This is a genomic window from Streptomyces avermitilis MA-4680 = NBRC 14893, assembly GCF_000009765.2.
Lineage (GTDB): Bacteria > Actinomycetota > Actinomycetes > Streptomycetales > Streptomycetaceae > Streptomyces > Streptomyces avermitilis.
Window position 1 is genome coordinate 7,678,713 of the sequence record NC_003155.5, and the last position, 23,388, is coordinate 7,702,100.

At 73.3% G+C, this 23,388-nt stretch carries 19 protein-coding genes and 1 riboswitch; of the genes, 3 read left to right on the forward strand and 16 right to left on the reverse strand.

All coding sequences use genetic code 11. The features are described from left to right. Positions 1-81: 81 nt before the first annotated feature. From cobC to cobM, 6 genes are read right to left on the reverse strand one after another with little or no spacing between them, the layout of a single operon-like run. Positions 82-1,164, reverse strand: a complete 1,083-nt coding sequence (cobC, locus tag SAVERM_RS32930; protein ID WP_037646872.1) for an Rv2231c family histidinol phosphate aminotransferase CobC — start codon at positions 1,162-1,164, stop codon at positions 82-84. Continuing rightward, positions 1,142-2,080: a sirohydrochlorin chelatase gene (locus SAVERM_RS32935; protein WP_010987805.1), complete on the reverse strand. Its 939-nt coding sequence runs from the start codon at positions 2,078-2,080 to the stop codon at positions 1,142-1,144. Before SAVERM_RS32935 ends, cobC begins: the two co-directional genes overlap by 23 nt. Continuing rightward, the gene (locus SAVERM_RS32940) at positions 2,077-2,691 is read right to left on the reverse strand and encodes a precorrin-8X methylmutase (protein WP_010987806.1); all 615 of its coding nucleotides are present in this window, start codon (positions 2,689-2,691) and stop codon (positions 2,077-2,079) included. The genes SAVERM_RS32935 and SAVERM_RS32940 overlap by 4 nt, the downstream gene beginning before the upstream one ends. Continuing rightward, positions 2,688-4,370, reverse strand: a complete 1,683-nt coding sequence (cobJ, locus tag SAVERM_RS32945) for a precorrin-3B C(17)-methyltransferase (RefSeq protein ID WP_037646874.1) — start codon at positions 4,368-4,370, stop codon at positions 2,688-2,690. The genes SAVERM_RS32940 and cobJ overlap by 4 nt, the downstream gene beginning before the upstream one ends. After that, positions 4,367-5,617 (reverse strand): bifunctional cobalt-precorrin-7 (C(5))-methyltransferase/cobalt-precorrin-6B (C(15))-methyltransferase, encoded by a 1,251-nt coding sequence (locus SAVERM_RS32950; RefSeq protein WP_010987808.1) that lies wholly within the window; start codon positions 5,615-5,617, stop codon positions 4,367-4,369. Before SAVERM_RS32950 ends, cobJ begins: the two co-directional genes overlap by 4 nt. Continuing rightward, positions 5,614-6,438: a precorrin-4 C(11)-methyltransferase gene (cobM, locus tag SAVERM_RS32955; protein ID WP_010987809.1), complete on the reverse strand. Its 825-nt coding sequence runs from the start codon at positions 6,436-6,438 to the stop codon at positions 5,614-5,616. The genes SAVERM_RS32950 and cobM overlap by 4 nt, the downstream gene beginning before the upstream one ends. Positions 6,439-6,542: 104 nt before the next feature. Between cobM and SAVERM_RS32960 the strand changes: the two genes are divergently transcribed. Beyond that, positions 6,543-7,271 carry a ZIP family metal transporter gene (locus SAVERM_RS32960; RefSeq protein WP_010987810.1) on the forward strand — a complete coding sequence of 243 codons (729 nt, stop codon included), beginning with the start codon at positions 6,543-6,545 and terminating at the stop codon, positions 7,269-7,271. Positions 7,272-7,294: 23 nt separating this feature from the next. Here the strand turns inward: SAVERM_RS32960 and cobI are convergent, their stop codons facing one another. The 10 genes from cobI to SAVERM_RS33010 all read right to left on the reverse strand — a co-directional run bounded on the left by cobI (position 7,295) and on the right by SAVERM_RS33010 (position 21,034). Beyond that, complete coding sequence (cobI, locus tag SAVERM_RS32965) at positions 7,295-8,044, reverse strand: precorrin-2 C(20)-methyltransferase (RefSeq protein WP_010987811.1); 750 nt, start codon at positions 8,042-8,044, stop codon at positions 7,295-7,297. Continuing rightward, on the reverse strand, positions 8,041-9,399 hold the full coding sequence (locus SAVERM_RS32970; protein ID WP_171033151.1) for a cobyrinic acid a,c-diamide synthase CobB: 1,359 nt from the start codon (positions 9,397-9,399) through the stop codon (positions 8,041-8,043). Before SAVERM_RS32970 ends, cobI begins: the two co-directional genes overlap by 4 nt. Beyond that, positions 9,399-9,998 (reverse strand): cob(I)yrinic acid a,c-diamide adenosyltransferase, encoded by a 600-nt coding sequence (gene cobO / locus SAVERM_RS32975; RefSeq protein WP_010987813.1) that lies wholly within the window; start codon positions 9,996-9,998, stop codon positions 9,399-9,401. Before cobO ends, SAVERM_RS32970 begins: the two co-directional genes overlap by 1 nt. Continuing rightward, the gene (locus tag SAVERM_RS32980) at positions 9,998-12,067 is read right to left on the reverse strand and encodes a putative cobaltochelatase (RefSeq protein WP_010987814.1); all 2,070 of its coding nucleotides are present in this window, start codon (positions 12,065-12,067) and stop codon (positions 9,998-10,000) included. Before SAVERM_RS32980 ends, cobO begins: the two co-directional genes overlap by 1 nt. Further along, positions 12,064-15,717 (reverse strand): cobaltochelatase subunit CobN, encoded by a 3,654-nt coding sequence (cobN, locus tag SAVERM_RS32985; protein WP_010987815.1) that lies wholly within the window; start codon positions 15,715-15,717, stop codon positions 12,064-12,066. Before cobN ends, SAVERM_RS32980 begins: the two co-directional genes overlap by 4 nt. Next, the gene (locus SAVERM_RS32990; protein ID WP_010987816.1) at positions 15,714-17,222 is read right to left on the reverse strand and encodes a cobyric acid synthase; all 1,509 of its coding nucleotides are present in this window, start codon (positions 17,220-17,222) and stop codon (positions 15,714-15,716) included. The genes cobN and SAVERM_RS32990 overlap by 4 nt, the downstream gene beginning before the upstream one ends. Further along, positions 17,219-18,160, reverse strand: a complete 942-nt coding sequence (locus tag SAVERM_RS32995; RefSeq protein ID WP_010987817.1) for a cobalamin biosynthesis protein — start codon at positions 18,158-18,160, stop codon at positions 17,219-17,221. The genes SAVERM_RS32990 and SAVERM_RS32995 overlap by 4 nt, the downstream gene beginning before the upstream one ends. A gap of 119 nt (positions 18,161-18,279) precedes the next feature. Beyond that, a riboswitch (cobalamin riboswitch) is annotated at positions 18,280-18,420 on the reverse strand. Positions 18,421-18,618: 198 nt separating this feature from the next. Next, entirely contained in the window at positions 18,619-18,834 is a 216-nt protein-coding gene (locus SAVERM_RS33000; protein ID WP_010987818.1) for a hypothetical protein, read from the reverse strand. Positions 18,835-18,846: 12 nt separating this feature from the next. Next, positions 18,847-20,100 carry an inorganic phosphate transporter gene (locus tag SAVERM_RS33005; protein ID WP_010987819.1) on the reverse strand — a complete coding sequence of 418 codons (1,254 nt, stop codon included), beginning with the start codon at positions 20,098-20,100 and terminating at the stop codon, positions 18,847-18,849. 190 nt (positions 20,101-20,290) lie between these two features. After that, the gene (locus SAVERM_RS33010) at positions 20,291-21,034 is read right to left on the reverse strand and encodes a lysozyme (protein ID WP_010987820.1); all 744 of its coding nucleotides are present in this window, start codon (positions 21,032-21,034) and stop codon (positions 20,291-20,293) included. 196 nt (positions 21,035-21,230) lie between these two features. On the opposite strand from SAVERM_RS33010, the gene SAVERM_RS33015 reads away from it, so the two are divergent. Both SAVERM_RS33015 and SAVERM_RS33020 read left to right on the forward strand, forming a co-directional pair. Further along, entirely contained in the window at positions 21,231-21,956 is a 726-nt protein-coding gene (locus SAVERM_RS33015; protein WP_010987821.1) for a class II aldolase/adducin family protein, read from the forward strand. Positions 21,957-22,152: 196 nt separating this feature from the next. Continuing rightward, positions 22,153-23,280 (forward strand): alpha/beta hydrolase family protein, encoded by a 1,128-nt coding sequence (locus SAVERM_RS33020; RefSeq protein WP_010987822.1) that lies wholly within the window; start codon positions 22,153-22,155, stop codon positions 23,278-23,280. The last annotated feature ends 108 nt before the right edge of the window (positions 23,281-23,388 follow it).

Genomic DNA, 23,388 nt, shown 5'->3' on the forward strand with positions numbered 1-23,388 from the left:
GGGCCGGGGTCGTGGCCGTGGCCGGACAGGGTCGTGGTGGGCGAGATCCCCTCGCCCACCACGACCCGCCCCCGCCTCACCTCAGCGGTCCGCCAACGTGACCGCCCGGTCCAACGCCTGGAGAAACCGGTTCACCGTCGCCCGGTCCCGCACCGCCAGCCGCAGCCACTCCTCGCCCAGCCCCGGAAACGTGTCCCCCCGACGCACGGCGAAGCCCAGCCCGCGCAAGTGACCCCGCACCGCGGCCGCCCGCGGAAGCCGCACCAGGACGAAAGGACCCTCGGCCGGCTCCGCCACGCACAGCCCGTCGGAGGCGAACTCCCGCAGCCCCGCGACCAGATGCGCCCGGTCCGCCGCGATACGGTGCGCCGCGTGCGCGGCCTCCGCCAGTGCCCGCGGCGACACGCACACCTCCGCCGCCGCCAGCGCGGGCGTGGACACCGGCCACAGCGGCTGCGCCCGCTCCAGCTCGGCGACCGTCTCGGGCGCGGCGAGCACGTAGCCGATGCGCAGCCCCGCCAGCCCCCATGTCTTGGTGAGACTGCGCAGCACCACCAGACCGGGGACGTCCGTCCGCCCGGAGAGCGCCTCCCGCTCACCCGGCACCGCGTCCATGAACGCCTCGTCCACCACCAACGTCCGCCCGGGCCGGGCCAGTTCGGCGATCGACGCGGCCGGGTGCAGTACCGACGTCGGGTTGGTCGGATTGCCGATCACGACCAGATCCGCGTCCTCGGGCACGGCCCCCGCGTCCAGCCGGAAGCCGTCCTCCTCCCGCAGCAGCACCCGGTCCACCGTGTGCCCCGCGTCCCGCAGAGCCGCCTCCGGCTCCGTGAACTGCGGGTGCACGACCACCGGCCGGCGCACCTTCAGAGCCCGCGCGAGCAGCACGAACGCCTCGGCGGCGCCCGCCGTGAGCAGCACCCGCTCCACGGGCAGCGCGTGCCGCTGTGCCACCGCGGCCCGCGCCGCACGCCCGTCCGGGTATGCCGCGAGCCCGCCCAGCGACTCGGCGATCCGCTCGCGCAGCCAGGCCGGGGGCGTGTCGGCCCGCACGTTCACGGCGAGATCGGTGAGCGCCGACCCCTCGTCACGGACCTCGGCGTCACCGTGATGACGAAGGTCGTGCGGGCCGTCGCCCTCAGTGGGCGTGTGAAGGCGCATGACCGTGGTGTCCGTGTCCGTGTGGCCCGTGGTGGTGGTGACCGTCGTCGTCCGGGTGGAAGTGCGGCTGCTGCGGCAGCCCCACCTTGTCCTCGAAGCCGGGCAGCGCGATGCGGTACACGCACGAGTCGCAGTTCATCCGCAGATCGCCCTGCACCGCCTCCCGGTACCGCTCCATCACCAGATCGAGCAACTCCGGCTCCGGACCGATGACATCGGCGGACCGCACCTCGACCTCGGGGTGCGCGGCCGCCCAGCCCTCGGTCTGCTGCCGCACCCGGTCCGGGAGGATGCCGGTGAACAGGAAGTAGGGCAGGACCACGATCCGGCGGGCGCCCAGCTTCACGCACCGGTCGAGACCCGAGGGCACGTCCGGCGCCGCCAGCGACACGAACGCCGTCTCCACGCCCGCGTAACCCCGCCCCTCCCACAGCAGCCGCGCCGCCTTGTGCACCTCGGCGTTGGCATCCGGGTCCGTCGAGCCCCGCCCGACGAGCAGCACGGTCACATCGGCCCGGTCCTGCGGCGTACGGGGGCCGCCGCCGAGCGCGTCGTCGAGCCGCCGCTCCAGGACGTTCAGCAGCGACGGGTGCGGGCCGAGCGGACGGCCGTACGTGTACGAGATCCCCGGGTGCCGCTCCTTCTCGCGGGCCAGAGCCGCCGGGATGTCCCCCTTGGCGTGTCCGGCGGACACCAGCATCAGCGGAACGGCGGCGAACCGGCGCACCCCCCGCTCCACCAGCTCGCCCACCGCCTCGGTGAGCGGGGGCGGGGACAGCTCGATGAAGCCGCCCGCGACGGGCAGTTCGGGGTGGCGGCGGCCCAGTTCGCGGACGAAGTCGCGGAACGCCTCGGCTCCGGCCTCGTCCCGGGTGCCGTGACCGGCGATGAGCAGGGCAGGGGCAGGGGTGGTCACGATTTCTCCTTCGAAGCGGGTGCGGCGAGGTGGTACAGCAGGGCGTTGAGCGCGGCCGCGGCGACCGCCGAACCGCCCTTCATGGACACGTTGCTGACAGCGGGCAGCCCGCTCTCGCGCAACGCGGCCTTCGACTCGGCCGCGCCGACGAACCCGACGGGCAGACCGATGACGAGCGCCGGGGAGGCGTCCAGGGTGAGCAGTTCCTCCAGCGCGGTCGGGGCGCAGCCGATCACCCACAGCGCGCCGGGGCCGACCTCCTCGTACGCGAGCCGGACCGCGTGCGCCGAACGGGTCAGCCCCGGACCGGACCTGGCGTCCTTGAGACGGCAGACCGTCCCGCGCCGGGTGATGCCGGCCGCGACCATCTCCACGTCCACCACCACCGGCGCCCCCGCGTGCAGCGCGGCGTGTGCCCGCTCCAGCGTGCCCTCGTCCATGACGAGGTCCTCGGCGTAGTCGAGATCGGCCGCGGAGTGGATGACCCGCTCCACGACCGCCCGGGTCAGCGGCGGGAAGTGCGAGGTGTCCAGACGGGCGCGCAGCCGCCGGAACGACTCCTGCTCGATGGGGTGGACGACACGGTCCTCGGGTACGAACGCCCGGTTCACTCGGACTCCTCCTGCCAGCGGTAGCCGCGCGGCGTCACCATGCGCCCGGCGATCTCACGGGTCGCCGTGTTCCCCACGGTCACGACCGTCATCATGTCCACCGTCGCCGGATCCAGTCCCGCGAGCGTGGTGAGGCGGCTGGACTCGTCCGTCCGCGAGGCGTTGCGTACGACACCGACGGGCGTCGTCGGCTCCCGGTGTCCGGCGAGGATCGCGAGCGCCTCGGGCAGCTGCCAGCCCCGGCCCCGGCTGCGCGGGTTGTAGAACGTCACCACGATGTCCGCCTCGGCGGCGGCCCGTACCCGCCGCTCGATGACCTCCCACGGCGTGTGCAGGTCGGAAAGGCTGATCGACACATGGTCGTGGCCCAGCGGCGCCCCGAGGATCGCCCCGGCCGCCAGCGCCGCCGTGACGCCCGGCACGCCGACCACGTCGATGTCGTCGGACGCCTCGGCCAGCGCGGGCGACGCCATCGCGTACACACCGGCGTCCCCGCTGCCGATCAGCGCGACGGCGTGCCCGCGCCGGGCCTCGGCCACCGCCGTGCGGGCCCGCTCCTCCTCGGCGCCGAGCCCCGACTCCAGGACCCGGGTACCGGGGCGCAGCAGGTCGCGGATCTGGTCGACGTACTGGTCGAGCCCCACGAGCACGGAGGCGCGGCGGAGTTCGTCCCTGGCGCGGGGCGTGAGCAGATCCCGGGCGCCGGGTCCCAGTCCCACGACGGCGAGGCGCCCGCGGGCCGGCCGCCGTACGACGGCACAGGTCGCCATCGCCGGCTGTGCGGCCGACTTGCGCTTCGGCACGAGGAGTTCACCCCCGCGTACGAGGGCGGCGGCCTCCGCGACGGAGGGCGTACCGACGGCGGCGAGCGGCGCGTCGGACGGGTTCGGCACCTCGACCGCCGCCAGTTCCCCGGCGGAGTACGTCACCAGGGGCACCCCGAGCCGCGCGGCCGCCTCGACGATGCCGGGCTCGTCGGCCTTGGCGTCGACGGTGGCGAGCTCGGCGAGGGACTTCACGGACAGCCCCGCGTCACGCAGGGCGCCTTGGACCAGGCCGAGGACCTCCTCGACGGGTGCGTTCCTGGAGGCCCCGACGCCGACGACGAGGGAGGGCGGCCGGAGCACGACCTCGCGTTCGCCGGGCTCGACGAGACGATCGGTGAGCCGGATCGCGTACCGGCCCTCGGCGGCGACCGGGAGCGGCGGCAGCGGCCAGCTCACCTCCGCGTCCAGCGCCACGGCCTCGCCGTCCAGCAGGGCCCGGGAGACCCCGGAGACATCGCCCTCCACGGGGAAGCCGAGCGTGTCGAGGCCGGGCAGCCCCACGGCGTCCGTCGCCGTCGTCACGACGGGCTCGGCCCCCAGCAACTCGCCCACCTCACGGGCGAGTTCATTGGCGCCGCCGCCATGGCCGCCGACCAGGGACACGGCGAACCGGCCGGCCTCGTCGACGCACACGACGCCCGGGTCGGACGTCTTGTCGCCGAGGAGCGGCGCCACCAGACGCACCACCGCGCCCGTCGCCAGGAAACACACGAGCTGCTCGCACTCCGCGAAGGCCCGCCGCACGGCCTCGCCGACGGGCCCGTCGTACACACGCGTCCGCGCGGGCCAGGCCGCGACCAACCGGTCGCGGGCCGCGGCGCCCGCCGCCGTCGCGGAAATCAGGCCGATCACTGGAGTGCTCCTTCGGTACGGGCCGGAGGCCGGGCGCCCCACAGCAGAAAAACGGGATTGGTCGCCGCGAGCCGGGTGACGTCCCCGGGCAGCGGGGCGAGCCGGGACGACTGCAACAGCACACCGTCGCAGCCGAACCCGGCCCCGGTGAGCGCCTCGCGCACGGCCGGCACCCGGTCGAGCGCGGCCATCGCCACGACGACCGTCCGCCGGGCGCGCCGCGCGCACGCGGTGACGAGGGCGGGCAGTTCGCGCCCGCCGCCGCCGATGAACACGGCGTCCGGGTCGGGGAGAGCGGTCAGCGCGTCCGGCGCGGCCCCGTGCACGACGTGGACGTCCACGCCGTGCGCCCGCGCGTTGGCGTGGATCCGCTCCACCCCGTCGAGCGTCTTCTCGACCGCCGTGACGGCGGCACCGAGGCGCGCGCACTCGACGGCCACCGACCCGGAGCCCGCGCCGACGTCCCAGACGAGGTCCCCGAGCCGCGGGCCGAGCCGGGCCAGCGCCAGGGCGCGCACCTCGAACTTGGTGATCATCGAATCGCGGTGGGCGAAGTCGCCCTCTTCCAGGGCCCAGCGGGCGGGACCGGCCGGCGGGCCCGCGACCGTGCGCACGGGAGCGAGGGCCCGGGAGGCGTCCAGGCACAGCACCACGCTGACCGCCGTACCCCAGTCGCGGGCCGCGGCCTCGGCCGGCGTCACCCGCTCCACGCGTTCGTGCTCGGGGTCGCCGAGCGCGCTCGCCACCACGAGGACCCGCGCGCCGAACCCGTGGGCGAGCGCGGCCCCCAGCTCGGCGGGCCCGGCGCCGGGCCCGGTCAGCACCGCCACCTTGGGACGCGACCGGCAGACGTTCAGGGCGGTGCGCAGATCACGTCCGTGCGCGCTCACCACCACCGCGTCGTCCCAGGGCAGCCCGAGCCGCGCGAAGGCGGTCGCCACGGACGAGACACCCGGACGCACATCCAGCCGCTCGGCGCCGAACCGCTCGGCCAGTGCCCGTACGATCCCGAAGAACCCCGGGTCGCCGGAGGCCAGCACCACCACCCGCCGTTGCTTCTCCAGAGCCGCCTCGATCGCGTCGAGAGCGGGCGCCAGCGGCCCCAGGACGATCCGCTCGGCCCCGTCCGGCAGCGCGGCCGCCGCCAGATGCCGTCGGCCGCCCACCACGAGCCCCGCCCCGGCCAGGGCGCGCGCGGCGTCCGCGGACAGGGGCGCCCCCGTTCCCGTACCGACGACGGTGATCACGACGGACTTCCCTTGCGGGCCGCCCGCAGCTCCGCCCGCGCCTGCGGGTCGGCCTTGCGGAACCCGTGGAAGTGGCCCGGGTGGTAGAGGTGCGAGCGGGTGCCGTGCGCGCCGAGGGCCGGGCCGACCAGGAAGAGCGTGTGCTTCCAGAGCTTGTGCTCCTTGACCGTCTCCTCCAGCGTCTCGATCGTGCACGTCACGATCAGCTCCTCCGGCCAGGTCGCCTGGTACGCGACCACGACCGGCGTGGACGTCGGGTAGCCGCCCTCCAGCAGCTCCCGTACCAGCTGACCGCTGCGGGCGGCCGACAGGAACAGGGCCATCGTCGTACCGTGGCGGGCGAACTCGCGGACCTCCTCCCCGGGCGGCATCGGCGTCTTGCCGCCGCCGAGCCGGGTGAGGATCACGGACTGCGCGACCTCGGGGATGGTCAGCTCGCGCCCGGCGAGCGCCGCGACCGCGGAGAAGGAGGAGACGCCGGGCACGATCTCGGTCTCGATGCCGATCTCCGCACACCGGTCGGCCTGTTCCTGCGTACCGCCCCACAGGGCCGGGTCGCCGGAGTGGATGCGGGCCACCTTCAGGCCCTCCGCGTGCGCCCGCCGGTACACGGCGACGACGTCCTCCAGGGACATCGTCGCGGAATCCAGGATGTCCGCGCCCGCGCGCGCGTGGTCGAGCACCTCGGCCTGGACCAGGCTGGCCGCCCAGATCACGACGTCGGCCTCGGCGATGGCGCGCGCGGCACGGAACGTCAGCAGGTCGGCGGCGCCGGGGCCGGCCCCGACGAAGGTCACCTTGCCGGTGGGGGCATCGGCCATGGGAATCGGTCCTCTCCTACAAAAAACTCGGGTCGTGCGAAAAGTCAGTGCGTACGTGGCCGTCGGGCATGCGCGAACGGGGGTCGATCGGATAGCAAGGGCGTATGGCGGTCTTCGTCGCGCTCGGCGCGTTCCTGATGACGCTGGCCGGCGGCTGGACGGCACAGCGGGTGACCGACCGTCGCCACCTGGTGCTGGGCCTGGCCGGCGGGCTGATGCTCGGCGTGGTCGGTATGGACCTGCTGCCGGAGGCGCTCGACGCGGCGGGCGGCAAGGTGTTCGGCGTACCGGCCGCACTGCTGCTGTTCGTGGCCGGCTTCCTGCTGGCCCACCTGGTGGAACGCCTGCTGGCGCACCGGCAGGCCGCCCACGGCGGCGCGGAGAGCAACGGCCGGGCGCCCGAGGTGGGCCTGACGGCCGCCGCCGCGATGGTCGGACACAGCGCCATGGACGGCGTCGCGATCGGCGCCGCCTTCCAGGTGGGCGGCGGCATGGGCCTGGCGGTGGCCGTCGCGGTCATCGCGCACGACTTCGCGGACGGCTTCAACACGTACACGCTCACGGCCCTGTACGGCAACGCGCGCCGCAAGGCGGTCATCATGCTCGTCGCGGACGCGGTGGCCCCCGTGCTGGGCGCGGCGTCCACCCTGGCGTTCACCATCCCGGAGCGCCTGCTCGGCGGCTACCTCGCCCTCTTCGGCGGCGCGCTGCTCTATCTCGCCGCCGCCGAGATCCTCCCGGAGGCACACCACGAGCACCCCGCCCGCTCCACCCTGCTGTGCACCGTGGCGGGCGTGGGCTTCATCTGGCTGGTGGTGGGCCTCGCGGGCTGATCTCCCGCCGTCTCTTCCGTCGGTCACAGCTTCCCGCCGCGTCCGCCCTCGCGCCGCGCGGGGGCGATCAGCGTGGAGAGGTAGGGCAGCGGCCCGCCGTCGAGGTCCGCGGCGGGCCGGATGGACTCCTCCGCCAGCCCCAGCGCCGAGCCCCACACGGCGTCGTCGATCCGGCCGGTCTCGCGCAGCGCCTCGGCCACCTCGTGCGCCTGCCGCCCGAACTTGTACGCGACGACCGTGCCGGGCCCGTTCAGCGCCTCCTTGAGCACGGCCGCCCCGGCGGTCACCGGGACGAGGGTCAGGGGTTCGGTCCCCTCGGTGAGGACGGCCCCCGACCGGGCGGCGAGGTCCTGCATGGCGGTGATGCCGGGCACGGTCTCGACGACGGTCCCCGGGACCAGGTCCTGGATCGTGTGCGCGAGATAGGTGAAGGTCGAGTACACGTTGGGGTCGCCGATCGTGGCGAAGGCGACGGTGCCGTGCGCCGTGAGCAGCTCGGCCACCCGCCCGCCCGCGGCGTCCCAGGCGGCCTCGCGCCGGCCGCGGTCGGCACGCTCGTTGAGCGCGAACACGACCCGCAGGACCTTCTCCTCGGGCACGTAGTGCAGGACGGTCGCCTCGGCGCGCCCCCGCTCGCCGCCGTCCGTCCCGTCCGGTGCGGCCATCACCGGTACGACCACGACGTCGGCGGCCCGCAGAGCGTTGACGCCCTTGACGGTCACCAGCTCGGGGTCGCCGGGTCCGACCCCGACTCCGATCAGCTTGCTGCTCATGACGTCCGGCACCTCTCGACGAACCTGTGGGCGACACCGGGCGCGGCGGCCCAGTGCGTGTGCAGATAACTCGCGTGCACACCGTGTTGTACGAAACCTTCGACCCGCCGAACCGGGGCGCGTACCCCCCAGGCGGGAGCCGCCCCCGCGCCCGGCTCGACGACGGTCCGGTGGAACTCGTGGCCGCGCATCCGGGTCCCGGCCGCGGCGAGCACGCTGTCGCCGACGGCGACGGCGTCGCGGTAGCCGAGCGTGAGCCTGCCGGACATCCGCGCCTCGGCGTCGAGCACACCGCACATGGGCTGCCCGTCGAGTTCACGGCAGAGATACAGCAGCCCGGCGCACTCCGCGGCGACGGGCGCGCCCGCGAGCGCCAGCTCCGCGACGGCCTTCCGCAGCGGCTCGTTGGCGGACAGCTCCGGCGCGTACACCTCGGGGAAGCCGCCCCCGATCACCAACCCGGCACTCCCGTCGGGCAGTCGCTCGTCGCGGAGGGGGTCGAAGGTGACGACCTCGGCCCCGGCGGCGGCCAGCAGCTCGGCGTGTTCGGCGTAGGAGAAGGTGAAGGCGGGGCCGCCGGCGACGGCGACGACCGGACGTTCCGTCGGACGTTCCGTCGCGGAGAGCACCGGTGGCTCCCACGGGTCATCCGACAGTGCACCCGCACCGCGCGCCAGCGCGAACAGCGCGTCGAGGTCGCAGCCCTCGCGCACCTGCGCGGCCATCGCGGCCACCGCCGCCACGGCCGCCGCCAGCCGCTCGGCGACCGGCACCAGCCCGAGATGCCGCGACGGCGTGTCCACCTGCTCGGCCCGCCGCAGCACCCCGAGAACCGGTACTCCCGCCGAGTCCAGCGCCTCCCGCAACAGCTCCTCGTGCCGATCCGAAGCGACCTTGTTCAGGATCACGCCCCCGACCCGCACCCGCGGATCCCAGGAGGCGAACCCGTGCACCAGCGCCGCCACCGACCGCGACTGCGACGACGCGTCGACGACCAGCACCACCGGCGCCCGCAGCAGCTTCGCCACGTGGGCGGTGGAGGCCAGCTCGCCCTCCCCGGCGGCCCCGTCGAACATCCCCATCACACCCTCGACGACGGCGAGATCGCAGCCCCGCGCCCCGTGCGCGAACAGCGGCGCGATCAGCTCCGCCCCGCACAGATACGCGTCGAGGTTCCGTCCCACCCGCCCGGTGGCGAGCGCGTGATACCCGGGGTCGATGTAGTCGGGCCCCACCTTGTGCGGGGACACGGCGAGCCCCCGCGCGGTGAACGCGGCCATCAACCCCGTGGCAACGGTGGTCTTGCCGCTGCCCGAGGAGGGCGCGGCAATGACCAGCCGAGGGACGGACGACATCACCACTCGATGCCCCTCTGCCCCTTCTGACCGGCGTCCATCGGGTGCTTCACCTTGGACATGTCGGTCACGAGGTCGGCGAGGCCGACGAGCTTCTCGGGCGCGTTGCGGCCGGTGATGACGACGTGCTGGGTACCGGGCCGCTCCCGCAGCACGGAGACCACCTCGTCGGTGTCGACCCACCCCCAGTGCATCGGGTAGGCGAACTCGTCGAGCACGTACAGCTTGTACGTCTCGGCCGCCAGGTCCCGCTTGACCTGCTCCCAGCCCTCGCGGGCCTTCTCCTCGTTGTCCATCTGGGCATCCCGCTGGACCCAGGACCAGCCCTCGCCCATCTTGTGCCAGTCGACGGACCCGCCCTCACCGCTGGCGCCGAGCACCCGCAGCGCGTTCTCCTCGCCGACCTTCCACTTCGCCGACTTCACGAACTGGAACACGCCGATCGGCCAGCCCTGATTCCAGGCGCGCAGCGCCAGCCCGAAGGCGGCGGTCGACTTGCCCTTCCCGATGCCCGTGTGCACGATCACGAGCGGCCGGTTGCGGCGCTGGCGGGTGGTCAGTCCATCGTCCGGTACGACACTCGGCTGCCCCTGCGGCATTACGCGGCCCTCCTGTTGCTTGACTGAACGTCTCGTACGAGCCCGGCGATCGAGTCGGCCCGCAACTCGTCCAGCGTGACGGGCGTCCCGCCCAGCTCCCCGGCGAGCTGCCCGGCCAGCCCGAGCCGCACCGGCCCCGACTCGCAGTCGACGACCACGGACGCGACCCCGTCGGCCGCGAACAGCCGCGCCGCCCGGCCCGCGAGCGCCACCGGCTCGGGGCCGCCCGTCGCCCGCCCGTCCGTCACCACGACGACCAGCGGCCGGCGTGCCGCATCCCGCAGCCGCTCCACCCGCAGCACGTCGTGCGCCTTGAGCAACCCCGTGGCCAGCGGCGTCCGCCCGCCCGTGGGCAGCGACTCCAGCCGCACCGCGGCCGCGTCCACCGAAGAGGTGGGCGGCAGCGCCACCTCGGCCGCGGACCCGCGGAAGGTCACCAGCCCCACCTTGTCCCGCCGCTGATACGCGTCGAGCAGCAGCGACAGCACCGCGCCCTTGACGGCGCTCATCCGCTGCCGGGCCGCCATCGACCCGGAGGCGTCGACCACGAAGAGCACGAGGTTGCCCTCACGCCCCTCACGGGTGGCCTGCCGCAGATCGTCCCGCCGTACGACGAGCCCACGCCCCGACCGGCCGCGCGCCCGCTGATGGGGTGCCGCGGCCTGCACGGTCGCCGCCAGGTGCAGCTTGGTGAGCGTCCCCCGGGGCCGCCGGGCCCCGGTCGTGCGCCCGTGCTCGGTCCGCGCGCGCGAACGCCGGCCCGCCGCGCCCTCGCCGAGACCGGGCACGCTCAGCACCTTCGTACGGAACGGCTCACCGGCCCGCACGGCCTGCTGCTCACCGGCACCGGACGCCCCCGGCTGCCCCGACTCACCGGCCTGAGGCCGCGCGGCCTCGTCACCACCCGGTTCCGAGCTGTCGGCCCCGTCCTGAGGCCCTTCCTGAGATCCGTCCTGAGGGCCGTCCTGAGGTCCGCCCTCGGGGCCGTTCTCCGGTGGCTGCCCGCCACCGCCCGGCCCGTCCGGATCCGGATCGTCGTCGCCTTCGTCCTCGTTTTGGCCGCCGAACTCCTCCAGCGTCTCGTCGAGCTTGTTCTCGTCGAGCCCCGGCGCGTCGAACGGATTCCGGCGCCGCCGGTGCGGCAGCGCGAGCAGCGCCGCCTGCCGTACGTCCTCGGCGAGCACATCGGAGCGCCCGTCCCACGCGGCCAGCGCGGTCGCCGTCCGCGCCATCACGATGTCGGCCCGCATCCCGTCGACCTCGAAGGCCGCGCAGGTCGCCGCGATCTGCCGCAGCGCCCCGTCGCCGAGCCGCACGGACGGCAACAGCTCCCGCGCGGCCACGATCCGGGCCCGCACGGCGGACTCCTCGTCGGCCCAGCGCGCGGCGAAGGCCTCCGGATCGTCGTCGTACGCGAGCCTGCGCCGGACGACCTCGACCCGCTGATCGGGCTCCCGCGAGGCCGCGACCTCGACGGTGAGCCCGAACCGGTCGAGCAACTGCGGCCGCAGCTCGCCCTCTTCGGGATTCATGGTCCCGACGAGCAGGAAGCGGGCGGCATGCCGTACGGAGACGCCCTCGCGTTCCACGTACGAGGCACCCATCGCGGCCGCGTCCAGGAGCAGGTCGACCAGGTGGTCGTGGAGGAGGTTGACCTCGTCGACGTACAGGATCCCGCGGTGCGCGTCGGCCAGCAGGCCGGGCTCGAAGGCCTTCACACCCTCCGCGAGCGCCCGCTCGATGTCGAGCGCGCCCACGAGCCGGTCCTCGGAGGCGCCGACGGGCAGTTCGACCATGCGCGCGGGACGCCGAACGCCCGGCCCGACCTCGTGCGGTCCGTCCGGGCACGCCGGGTCGGGGGAGCCGGGCGCACACGAGAAGCGGCAGCCCGCGACGACGTCCACCTCGGGCATGAGGGCCGAAAGCGCGCGTACGGCCGTGGACTTGGCCGTGCCCTTCTCGCCGCGGACCAGCACGCCGCCCACCGCGGGCGACACGGCGTTCAGCAGCAGCGCGAGCCGCAGATCGTCCTGGCCGACCACGGCCGTGAACGGAAACGGGGTACTCACTGGTCGTCGCCCTCCAAATCGCCTTCGAGCTCCAGATAGGTGGCGCGCAGCCGCTCCAGCGTCTGTGCGTCCGGCTCGGCCCACAGCCCGCGCTCGGCCGCTTCGAGCAGCCGTTCCGTGATCCCGCGCAGCGCCCACGGGTTGGACTTCTTCATGAAGTCCCGGTTCTCCGCGTCGAAGACGTACTCCGCGCTGAGCTTCTCGTACATCCAGTCGTCGACCACGCCGGCCGTGGCGTCGTACCCGAAGAGGTAGTCGACGGTCGCCGCCATCTCGAAGGCGCCCTTGTAGCCGTGGCGCCGCATCGCCGCCATCCAGCGCGGGTTGACGACCCGCGCGCGGAACACGCGGTGCGTCTCCTCGCCGAGGGTCCGGGTCTTCACCTGGTCCGGTACGGCGCTGTCACCGACGTAGGCCTCCGGACTCGCGCCCGTCAGATGCCGGACCATGGCGACCATGCCGCCGTGGTACTGGAAGTAGTCGTCTGCGTCGACGAGGTCGTGCTCGCGGGTGTCGACGTTCTTCGCGGCGACGGCGATGCGCTTGAACGCCGTCTCCATGTCCCCGCGCGCCGCCCGCCCGTCCAGCCCGCGCCCGTACGCGTATCCGCCCCACACCGCGTACACCTCGGCGAGGTCCGCGTCGGAGCGCCAGTTGCGCGCGTCGATGAGCGGGAGCAGACCGGCGCCGTACGCACCCGGCTTGGAGCCGAAGACACGGGCCGTGGCGCGTCGCCGGTCACCGTGCTCGGCGGTGTCCTCGTCGGCGTGCTTGCGGACGTAGTTCAGGTCCACGGGCTCGTCCAGTTCGGCCACCGCCCGCACCGCGTCGTCGATCAGCCCGACCACGTGCGGGAACGCGTCCCGGAAGAAGCCGGAGATCCGGACCGTGACGTCGATGCGGGGGCGCCCGAGTTCGTCCAGGGGCACGACCTCGAAGCCGGTCACCCGGCGCGAGGCGTCGTCCCAGACGGGACGGCAGCCCAGCAGCGCGAGGATCTCGGCGATGTCGTCGCCCTGCGTACGCATGGCGGACGTGCCCCAGACCGTGAGGCCCACCGACTTCGGGTACTCGCCGGTGTCCTGGAGATACCGCTGGATCAGCGAGTCCGCGAGCGACTGCCCGACCTCCCAGCTCAGCCTGGACGGGATGGCCTTGGGGTCGACGGAGTAGAAGTTGCGGCCGGTCGGCAGGACGTTGACGAGTCCGCGCGTCGGCGAACCCGAGGGGCCCGCCGGGACATAACCGCCGTTCAGCGCGCGGAGGATGTGGTCGATCTCGTCCGTGGTCCGGGCGAGCCGCGGCACGACCTCACGGCACGCGAACTCCAGCACCGCCACGGCGTCCGGGAGTTCGCTGCCCAGGACCTCGCGGACGAGTGCGGGGACGGCGGCGACGTCCCAGCCGCGCTCCTCCATGCCCTCGGCGGCCCGTCGGCACAGCTGCTCCAGCAGGTCGATCGCGTCGGCCGCCGACCGGGACGGCCCCTCGACGAGGTCGCTCAGCTCGGCCGGCACCTTCACCGGCGCACCCGGCTCGCCCAGCAACTCCTTCTCGACCAGGCCGAAATGGGCCGCCAGCGCCGCCCTCAGGCCCGGCAGGGCGTTGGCCTGACCGCCCCACACCTGCGAGGCCCGCAGCACGGCCAGCACGAGGTTCACGCGCGGCTCGGCCTCCGGCCCGCCGCCGAGAATGTGCAGGCCATCCCTGATCTGCACATCCTTGATCTCGCACAGATAGCCGTCGATGTGCATGACGAACTCGTCGAACGCGTCGTCGTCCGGCTGATCGTCCACGTGCAGGTCGTGGTGCAGCTCGGCCGCCTTGACCAGCGTCCAGATCTGGGCGCGCACGGCCGGTGCCTTCGTCGGGTCCAGGTCGGACACGAGCGCGTACTCGTCGAGGAGCTGCTCCAGCTTGGCGAGGTCGCCGTACGTGTCCGCGCGCGCCATCGGCGGTACGAGGTGGTCGACGACGGTGGCGTGCCCGCGGCGCTTGGCCTGGGTGCCCTCGCCGGGGTCGTTGACGATGAACGGGTAGACCAGGGGGAGTTCGCCGAGTACGGCGTCGGGGGCGCAGCCACCGCTGAGCCCGAGCCCCTTGCCCGGCAGCCATTCCATCGTGCCGTGCTTGCCCATGTGTACGACGGCGTCGGCGCCGAAACTGTTCTCCAGCCACCGGTAGGCCGCCATGTAGTGGTGCGACGGAGGCATGTCCGGGTCGTGGTAGATCGCGATCGGGTTCTCGCCGAAGCCGCGCGGCGGCTGGATCATCACGACGACGTTCCCGAACTGGAGGCAGGCCAGCACGATGTCGTCGCCGTCGACGTAGAGGGAGCCCGGCGGCTCGCCCCAGGCCTCCAGCATGCCCTCGCGCAGAGCGGGGTCGAGCGTCTCGAACCACGCCCGGTAGTCCGCGAGCGGCACGCGCGCCGGAGCGGCGGCGAGCTGCTCCTCGGTCAGCCACTCGACGTCGTGGCCGCCGGCCGCGATGAGCCGGTGGATCAACTCGTCGCCGTTGTCGGGGTATTCGGTGAGGCCGTAGCCCGCGTCCCGGAGCGCGTCGAGGACCCGTACCGCGGAGGCGGGCGTGTCGAGACCGACCGCGTTGCCGACCCGCGAGTGCTTGGTCGGATAGGCGGTGAAGACGATCCCGAGCTTTTTCTCCGCGTTCGGCTTGTGCTTCAACAGGGCGTGCCGCAGGGCGATTCCGGCGACCCGCGCGGCCCGCTCGGGGTCGGCGACATACACCGGGACGTCGTCGGGGCCCTGCTCCTTGAAGGAGAAGGGGACCGTGATGAGGCGGCCGTCGAACTCCGGGATCGCGACCTGCATCGCCGCGTCCATGGGGGACAGGGCGGCGTCCGACCCCTCCCAGGCGGCGTGCGAGGAGGTGAGACAGAGGCCTTGCAGCACCGGGATGTCGAGATCGGTGAGCGCGCCGATGTCCCACGCCTCCTCGTCGCCGCCGGCGGATGCCTGGGAGGCGTGGGTGCCGCCCGCGGCGAGGACGGTGGCGACGAGCGCGTCGGCCTTGCCGAGGATCTCGTACAGCCCGGTGTCCGCGCCGCGCAGCGAACCGCAGTACACGGGCAGGGCGTTGGCGCCCCGCGCCTCGACGGCATCGCACAGCGTGTCCACGAAGGCGGTGTTGCCGCTCAGCTCGTGGGCCCGGTAGAAGAGCACGCCGACGGTCGGACGGCCCTGCGTGTACGGACGCTCGCCGTGGACGCCGTACTCCGGCATCTGCTGCGGCTCGACGAAGCCCTCGCCGGTCAGCAGCACGGTGTCCGACAGGAAGCGGGCCAGCTCGACGAGGTTGGCGGAACCGCCCTCGACCAGATACCGCAGCGCCTCGGCGACCACCCCGGCGGGCACGGACGACTCGGCCATCAGCTCCGCGTCCGGGACGGTCTCGCCGCCGAGGAGCACGGTCGGAATCCCGGACGCCTTGAGCGCCGCCAGCCCGTCCTCCCAGGCGCGCTTGCCGCCGAGGAGCCGTACGACGGCGATGTCCGAGCCCGCGACGAGCGCGGGCAGCTCTTCGGACACGTCGACCCGGGTCGGATTGCCGATCCGGTACGGGGCGCCGGAGGCGCGGGCCGCCAGCAGATCGGTGTCGGCGGTCGACAACAACAACACTGTGCTCATGCGGGCGCTCCCGGTGGAATGAAAGGCAGTCCTGACGGTGCGCCCGACTCGATGAGCCGCCACAGCGCGTCCGTGTCCGCGTGTTCCTCGATCAGATCGCCGAGCCGGTCCAGCTGCTCCTCGCGCAGCCCGGCGAACGACGTGCCGGCGGCCGGTACGAAGCGGCGGCCCGCGGCGGCCGCCACCTCGCGCAGGAAGGCCCGGCGGAAACCGTCCGACTCCAGCGAGCCGTGCCAGTGCGTACCCCACACGGCGCCGACCCGGCAGCCGTCCAGGAAGGGGTCGCCGCCCGTGACGTCGGCGACGCCGTGGTGGATCTCGTACCCCTCGACGTGCTCGCCGAGGGCCTCGCCGACGGGCCGGGTGAGGGTCTTCTCCCGGGCGAACCGGACGCGCACGGGGAGGAGTCCGAGCCCCTCCACATGGCCCCGACGGCTCTCGACGTCGTCCTCGATGTGCTCGCCGAGGACCTGGAAACCGCCGCAGATCCCGAGCACGGGCCGTCCGGCCGCGGCTCTGCGCCGCAGCGCTTCGGCAAGTCCCCGCTCCCGCAGCCACTCCAGCGCCTTGACCGTCCCGCGGGTCCCCGGAATCACCACGAGGTCGGCGTCCGCCAGCTCCTCGGGCCGGTCCACGAACCGCACGACGACGCCCGGTTCGGCGGCCAGCGCGTCCACGTCCGTGAAGTTGGACATGAGGGGGATCGCGCAGACGGCGACGCGGAGGATGTCCTCGCCGACGGGGGAGGACACCGCCGACTCCCGTACGGATCCCCGCAACGACACCCGCAGTCCGTCCTCCTCGTCGATGCCGAGGCCGTGCTGGAAGGGGAGGACGCCGTACGAGGGCCGCCCGGTGAGGTTCCGGAGCATGTCGAGGCCCGGCTCCAGCAGGGACACGTCCCCGCGGAACTTGTTGACGAGGAACCCGGCGACGAGTTCCTGGTCCTCGCGCGACAGCAGGGCGACGGTTCCGAAGAAGGAGGCGAAGACGCCGCCGCGGTCGATGTCGCCGACGACGAGCACGGGCAGCCGCGCGTTGCGTGCGATCCCCATGTTCACGATGTCGGTCCGCCGCAGATTGATCTCGGCAGGACTGCCGGCCCCCTCACAGATCACCGCGTCATACGTGCCCCGCAACTCGGCGAGACAGTCCAGGACGGTCCCGAGCAGCGCCTCCTGCCGCCCGCCGTGGTAGCCGCGCGCGCTCATCTCGCCCACGGGCCTGCCCATCAGGACGACCTGGCTGCTTCTGTCGCTCCCGGGCTTGAGCAGCACGGGGTTCATCAGCGCGGTGGGCTCGACCCGGGCGGCCTGTGCCTGCATGGCCTGCGCGCGCCCGATCTCGGCACCTTCGCGCGTGACGAAGGAGTTCAGGGACATGTTCTGCGCCTTGAAGGGCGCGACCTTGACGCCCTGGCGCACCAGCCACCGGCAGATCCCGGCGGTCACGACGCTCTTGCCCGCGTCGGAGGTGGTACCGGCGATCAGCAGTCCGCCGCTCATGACGTCCCTCCCCGTTTCCACAGCCGCCCGGCGGCGGCCACGCCCAGGGCGAGCCAGCCCACCCGCCGCGACAGGCGTACGGCCCGCTCGATGTCCTTGCTGTCCACGGCCCGTCCGCCGCCGTTGAGCACGGGCCGGTGTTCGACCCTGCCCCCGTACGAGAGCGTTCCGCCCAGCCGTACCCCGAGAGCCCCCGCGAAGGAGGCCTCCACCGGGCCGGCGTTGGGGCTCGGATGCCGGGCGGCGTCCGAGCGCCAGGCGCGCAGGGCGCCGCGCGGATCGTGTCCGGCGAGGGCGGCGAGTACGGCCGTCAGCCGGGCGCCCGGCCACCCCATGACGTCGTCGAGCCGGGCCGAGGCCCACCCGTACCGCAGATACCGGGGAGACCGGTGCCCGACCATGGCGTCGAGCGTGTTGACGGCCCGGAAACCGACGAGCCCCGGCACGCCGCCGACAGCCCCCCACACCAGCGCCCCCACGACCGCGTCGGAGGTGTTCTCGGCGACGGACTCGACGACGGCGCGGGCGATCCCGTCGGCGTCGAGGGCCCCCGGGTCGCGCCCGCACAGATGGGGGAGCCGCTCCCGGGCCCCCTCGATGTCCCCCGCGTCCAGGGCCTGCCCGATGGCCCGCGCCTCGCGCCCGAGGGAGGTCCCGCCGACCACGGCCCAGGTGGCGGCGGCGGTCAGCGCGACGGAAGCGGTACGGGAGGTGCGTACGGAACGGGCGGCGACGGCGGCGAGGCCCACGGCCCCACCGGCACAGACGACGGTGTGCAGCGCGCCCCACCCGCGGTGGTCCCGCCACAGCACCCGCTCCACGACGCCCGCGGCCCGCCCGAACGCGGCGACCGGATGCCCGCGGCGGGGATCGCCCAGGAGCAGGTCGCCGATGAGCCCGGCGGCGGCGCCGTACGCGAAGACGCGATCGGCACGCATGGGGTCAGCCCGCCGTCGGGGGGAGGAGAGGCCGCGTGCTGAACGTACTGGTGAGCAAGACCCGCAACGGGCAGCCGCGCATGGCGATATGTCCTCACTCAGGGTGTCCACGCCCTGGTTCGACGAGACCGGCGGTGAGAGTTCCTGGCTCCCGGGGACTTACTTCCCCGGTGACAGTGGCGGGACCGCGCCGGACTCACACCGGCTTCCTCTTCTGCCGCCGTACTTGGCTCCGGCAGTCCACCATGGCTCCCGAACACCCGTCAACTTGCTGTTGACCTGGGACGGAGGAGTGTGCTGAGGCCCACACGCACACGGCGTGCGGGGCGCGTTCGGGCGTGGGGCGGGGCGCACGCGCATGGAGCACGGGGTGCTTATGCGTGGGGTGCGGGACGCATACGCGTGGGGTGCGGGACGGATGGTCCGTCCCGCACCCCAGGTGCGTGTACCGCCGTGCGTCAGGCGACGATCAGATAGATCCCGTACGCCACCGCCGCCGCGCACGCCGCGAAGCAGGCGTAGGCGCCGGTGGTCGCCAGTGCGGCCGACCCGCCCTCGGCCGACTCCTTCTTGGTGAGGCCGACGATGCCCAGGGTGAAGAGGCCCACCAGGCCGACGGTGACCACGAGGCTGACTCCGAAGACGGAGCCCAGTGCTGCCCAGTCGATGCTCATGCTGTTCGTTCCTTACACCGTGGCCGGACGGGTGGGCTCCGCGCCCGGGGACGGGGCCGGGATGGTGGTCTTCAGGTCGGCGGTGGCGTCGACCACGGAGACCGGGCCCGCCGGCGGCGGGGTGACCGCGGCGATCGCGGTGGTGACGACACCCGCGGGCTCGGCCGCGATGTCGTTGACGTTGTCGACGGTCACCGGCTGGCGGCGGGACAGGGCCCAGATGGCACCCGCACCGGCGACCAGCAGCACGCCGGTGGCGATGGTGCCCCAGGTGCCCTGCTTGGTGAGGAGTTCGGCGCCCGCGCCGACCAGGCCGGCGGCCGGCAGGGTCAGACCCCAGGCGGCGAACATCCGGGTCGCGGTGGACCAGCGGACCACCCCGCCCTTGCGGCCGATGCCCGCACCGAGGACGGAGCCGGAGCAGACCTGGGTGGTGGAGAGCGAGAAGCCGATGTGCGAGGAGGCCAGGATGGCCGTCGCGGCGCTGGTCTGGGCGGCGAAGCCCTGCGGCGGGGCCAGGTCGGTCAGGCCCTTGCCCATGGTGCGGATGATCCGCCAGCCGCCGAGGTAGGTGCCCAGCGCGATGGCCGTGCCGGCCGAGACGATGACCCACATCGGGGGGTTCGAGCCGGGGGCGACGACACCGCCGGTCACCAGCGCGAGGGTGATGATGCCCATCGTCTTCTGCGCGTCGTTCGTGCCGTGGGCGAGGGAGACCAGGCCGGCCGAGGCGATCTGCCCGGCGCGGTAGCCCTTCTTGGTCGCCTTCTCGTCGGCGCGGGCGCCGATCCGGTAGGTGAGGCGGGTCGCCAGCATCGCGGCGATTCCGGCCACGACCGGCGCGGCGACGGCGGGGATCAGGATCTTGGTGACGATGGTCGGGCCGTTCACCGACGACCAGCCGGCCGACATGACCGCGGCGCCTATCAGGCCGCCGAACAGTGCGTGGGAGGAGCTGGAGGGCAGACCCAGGAGCCAGGTCAGCAGATTCCAGAGGATGGCGCCGACGAGCGCCGCGAAGATCACTTCGACGCGGATGCCCTCTTCGTTGATGATGCCGCCGGAGATCGTCTTGGCGACCTCCACGGAGAGGAAAGCGCCGACGAGATTCAGCACGGCGGACATGGCCACCGCCGTCTTGGGTTTCAGAGCGCCGGTCGAGATGGTCGTCGCCATCGCGTTGGCAGTGTCGTGGAAACCGTTCGTGAAATCGAACACGAGAGCGGTAACGATCACGATCCCGAGGAGAAGCGTGATGTGTTCCATTTACCCAGGCTTCTGTTGGACGTCAGTGGCAGGTGGACCGTAAGCAACCTGGGTGAACGGAAGATGAACTGAGGCGGGCTGTGGGGTGTCTCTATCGGAGTCCCGTCGCTCCGCTTGTGACGAAGCGACGGTATCTCCCTTTCGAACGGAGGCGGAATTCCGGCCTCCGGAGGCTTGTGGCGGGGTCGGGTCAGCCCTTGGCGAAGCGCTTCAGTCCGGTCATGGACCCGTTGAAGAGATTCTGGTCACCCGGCAGGCTGCCGCTGTTGTCGTACTGCCAGAACGTCCAGAACGACCAGCCCGCCGGAAGCGCCCCCGCGTTCGCGGAGTCGTAGCGGGCCAGCCACAGCGCGTGGTCGGCGGCGAAGGCGGCGCTGCCGCCGGTGCACTTGTTCCACCAGTGCGTGGTCGTGTAGATCACCGGGCGGCGGCCGGTCTGCCGTTTCACCTCGTCGCTGAACGACTGGATCCAGCCGACCATCCTGGCCTTGCTCAGGCCGTAGCACTTCTTCTTGCTGTACGGGTTGTACTCGATGTCGAGTGCGGGCGGCAGCGTCCAGCCGTCGGCGCGCCAGCCGCCGCCGTTGCGCACGAAGTACGCGGCCTGGGCGGCGCCGGACGACTTGTCCGGCAGTGCGAAGTGGTACGCGCCACGGAGCAGGCCGGCGTTGCGCGAACCGTTGTACTGCCGGCCGAAGAAGGGGTTGCGGTAGTCGGTGGACTCGGTCGCCTTGATGTAGACGAACCTGGCGCCCTTCGCCTGCGCGCCCGACCAGTTGACATCCTTTTGGTGGGACGAGACGTCGTGGCCCAGCGGCTTGCCCGCCGCCGAGGCGGGAAGCCCGGCGAAGACGGTCCCCCCGATGGCGAACACCGCCGCGGACGCGGCGAGGACGCGGGCGCGGCGACGGGACGGTTTGTGATCACGGGCCATATTTCCCCCCGGAATGGCGACGTGTGCGGCAAATCTCCCAGAGGTTACTGGGAGATCGGCCCAAGTCCGTCGACCACCGGCCAATCATCGCGAGCAGGCGATATGTATCGGTATGCGCCCTTACGGACGTATGGCTTCCGCCCTAAAGTGCCCAGGTCCACCGGCGGCCCCGGCCCTCGCCTGGCAGGATCGCGGCATGGCTGAGCAGCGGCGCGACGGGCGGGATGCGGGGGGCGTGCGGGAGCACCCCCAGGAGCGGCGCGAGGAGGGGCAGCGGGACGAGGTGGCCCGGGCCTGGGACGACCTCGTGGCCACCGCCCGCCGCACGGTGTCCGACGGTCTGGTCGTCGGCACGTCGGGCAATGTCTCCGTGCGCGTGGGGGACACCGTCCTGGTCACACCCACGGGAGTGCCCTACGAGCGGCTGACGCCCGCCGATGTCGTGGGCGTCGGCCTCGACGGCCGGCAGGTGCTCGGTTCGCTGGTCCCGACGAGCGAACTGCCCATGCATCTGGCGGTCTACCGCACCACCGACGCGCGCGCCGTCGTCCACACGCACGCCGTGCACGCCACGGCCGTGTCGACGCTCGTACCGGAGCTGCCGCTGATCCACTACATGGCGGGCGCGCTCGGCGGGCCGGTCCGGGTCGCCCCCTACGCGACGTACGGCACGCCACAGTTGGCCGAAAACATGCGACGGGCCCTCGAGGACCGCACGGCCTGCCTCCTCCAGAACCACGGCACGATCGCCTACGGCGCGACCCTGCCCCAGGCGTACGACCGCACGGCCCAACTCGAGTGGATGTGCCGCGTATGGCTGACGGCGTCCTCGATACCGGGCCTGACCCCGACGCTCCTCACGGAGGAACAGGTGGCGGAGGCGGGGGAGCGCCTGCGGGGGTACGGGCAGCCGGGGCGGTAGCGCGGGCGCCGGGATCGCACCGCGGGGACGGCGCGGTCCTGGCCGGGCGGCGCCGCGGACCCCGCCGGCGCATGCCGGTTCGGTGGCGGGGTACCCGGCGCGGCACGGGAAACAACACCTCCGAACCCGGCAGGGAGCCTCGCCCCGAGCCGTCCTCCGGCTGGCCGGTGGCGGACTCCGCAAGGAGACTGAATCCGTGCGCACAGTCAAAGCGACGGCCGCCGCCGTCACCGTAGCCATAGCAGCCGGCGCGGCCGGTGTCGCCGCCGGCCGGTTCGCCAGCGACGCCGCGCTCAAGGCGCCGCCGGGCAGACCGCTGCCCACCGAACCCCGCCTCACCGTGCACTCCACGGCCGCGGGCCAGATCACGCTCACCCGCGCCCTGGCCTCCCAACGGCCCGGCACCTACGGCATCTCCGGCGACGGCTCCCACGCGGTCGTCGGTCCGGTCCTCGCCGCCGCTCCCCACTCCGCCGACACGGTCGTACGCCGCCTGGAACGCGTCACCCACGGCACCCTGGAGCCCGGCGACAAGGTCTGGCTGACACCGAACGTGCACATCGGCAACCCCAGCTCCGCCCTCGGCCTCGAGCACGCCGACGTCGACATCCCCGGCGAGCTCGGCCCCTTGCCCGCCTGGTTCGTACCCGGCGTCCGCGACACCTGGGTGATCACCGTGCACGGCCTCGGCGCCACCCGCGAACACCCCATGAACGTCATGGGGTTCCTGAACCGCCACCACTTCCCGGTGCTCGACCTCGCCTACCGCGGCGACCTCGGCGCGCCCCGCCCCCAGGACGGCCTGAACCACCTCGGCGAGACCGAGTGGCGCGACCTGGACGCGGCCATCCGCTACGCCGTGCGCTACGGCGCCGAGCGGGTCGTCCTGCACGGCTGGTCCACCGGCGCCACCATGGCCCTGCGCGCCGCCGCGCACTCCGGGCTGCGCGAGCGGATCTCCGGGCTCATGCTGGACTCGCCCGTACTCAGCTGGGAGACCACCGTGCGCACCCTCGCCGCGGCCCGTCGCACCCCCGGCGCGCTGCTGCCGCTCGCCGTCCGCGCCGCCCAGGGCCGCACCGGGCTGCACGGCGACCGCATCCAGGTGGCCGCCGACCCCCAGCACCTCCAGGCGCCGGTGCTGATCTTCCACGGTCCGGGCGACACCGTCGCCCCCTGGGGCCTCTCGCGCCGTCTGGCCGACAGCCGCCCCAATCTGGTCACCCTCCACACGGTCACCAACGCCCCGCACGGAGCCATGTGGAACGCCGACCCCGGAGTGTACGAAGAGGCCATGCGCCGCTTCCTCACCCCCTTGATGTAGGCACACCTCCGACAGCCCCTCGCAAAGGGGCAAAGCCGCTTCCGGTTCGGGTTTCACCAAGTGCTCCCTCACCCGTCTCGAGCGCCTGCCCAGACCTGTCCATTGGCC

Excerpts from the sequence above, each read along its gene's own strand:
- cobN (WP_010987815.1), bottom strand. The coding sequence starts at position 15,717 with ATGAGCACAGTGTTGTTGTTGTCGACCGCCGACACCGATCTGCTGGCG.
- SAVERM_RS32960 (WP_010987810.1), top strand. The coding sequence starts at position 6,543 with ATGGCGGTCTTCGTCGCGCTCGGCGCGTTCCTGATGACGCTGGCCGGC.
- cobO (WP_010987813.1), bottom strand. The coding sequence starts at position 9,998 with ATGCCGCAGGGGCAGCCGAGTGTCGTACCGGACGATGGACTGACCACC.
- SAVERM_RS33010 (WP_010987820.1), bottom strand. The coding sequence starts at position 21,034 with ATGGCCCGTGATCACAAACCGTCCCGTCGCCGCGCCCGCGTCCTCGCC.
- SAVERM_RS33015 (WP_010987821.1), top strand. The coding sequence starts at position 21,231 with ATGGCTGAGCAGCGGCGCGACGGGCGGGATGCGGGGGGCGTGCGGGAG.
- SAVERM_RS32970 (WP_171033151.1), bottom strand. The coding sequence starts at position 9,399 with ATGTCGTCCGTCCCTCGGCTGGTCATTGCCGCGCCCTCCTCGGGCAGC.
- cobI (WP_010987811.1), bottom strand. The coding sequence starts at position 8,044 with ATGAGCAGCAAGCTGATCGGAGTCGGGGTCGGACCCGGCGACCCCGAG.
- SAVERM_RS33000 (WP_010987818.1), bottom strand. The coding sequence starts at position 18,834 with ATGAGCATCGACTGGGCAGCACTGGGCTCCGTCTTCGGAGTCAGCCTC.
- cobC (WP_037646872.1), bottom strand. The coding sequence starts at position 1,164 with ATGCGCCTTCACACGCCCACTGAGGGCGACGGCCCGCACGACCTTCGT.
- SAVERM_RS32995 (WP_010987817.1), bottom strand. The coding sequence starts at position 18,160 with ATGCGTGCCGATCGCGTCTTCGCGTACGGCGCCGCCGCCGGGCTCATC.
- SAVERM_RS32990 (WP_010987816.1), bottom strand. The coding sequence starts at position 17,222 with ATGAGCGGCGGACTGCTGATCGCCGGTACCACCTCCGACGCGGGCAAG.
- cobM (WP_010987809.1), bottom strand. The coding sequence starts at position 6,438 with ATGGCCGATGCCCCCACCGGCAAGGTGACCTTCGTCGGGGCCGGCCCC.
- SAVERM_RS33005 (WP_010987819.1), bottom strand. The coding sequence starts at position 20,100 with ATGGAACACATCACGCTTCTCCTCGGGATCGTGATCGTTACCGCTCTC.